1 protein-coding gene is annotated in these 639 nt (G+C 44.6%); it reads right to left on the bottom strand.

Features of this window, described 5'->3' with window-relative positions; translation table 11 throughout:
• Positions 1-607: VWA domain-containing protein (locus A3766_RS07900; protein ID WP_156508774.1), on the bottom strand; the 607-nt coding region annotated here is incomplete at its 3' end.
• Between the last annotated feature and the right edge of the window lie 32 nt (positions 608-639).

Here is a 639-nt window from a genome sequence, read left to right on the forward strand (position 1 = left end):
TCTTGCTACTCAAGGCATCTGAAATACGTTCATTTTGCTCTTGCGTGCTACTGTCTGCAATCAGGATAACGCGACCTGATCGTGAGTTGTTTTGTTTGAATAGCTCAATTGCTTGGTTCACGGCATTATCTGGTCTGCTTCCGATAACCGGCATAATAAAAGGGTCAAGTGCTTCAAGGCTGGCTTTGATTGTATTTATGTCATCTGTTAAGGGTGTAACGATATGACTATCCCCAGAAAATACGATAAGTGAGGTGTTTCCTTCTGTGCGCAGTGCTAGCAGGTCGTGAAGTTTCTGCTTTGCTCTAACGAGTCTGCTGGGTTTTACATCGGTGGCAAGCATTGATACGGATAGGTCAAGAATGACTACCATATCGTCTTGTAGTTGTGCAACGGGCCTAGGTTTTTGTTCCCAGCTCGGGCCAGAAAGCCCAATAATGGCTAGCAATAACAACAAAATTGGCGGCCAGTTTTTTTTGCCTGATTCATTATCACTGGATGCAGGAGTTAAATGCTTCAAAAGCTCAGGGTCGATGCTTCGGCTCCAATCTCCGCTTCGTTGATTAAACTGCCGCAGGATAAGCCAGACAAAAGGCAGTGCTAGCAAGCAAGTTAGCCAAAATGGACGTAAAAAATGAA

The sequence above is a fragment of the Oleiphilus sp. HI0132 genome, from assembly GCF_001635845.1.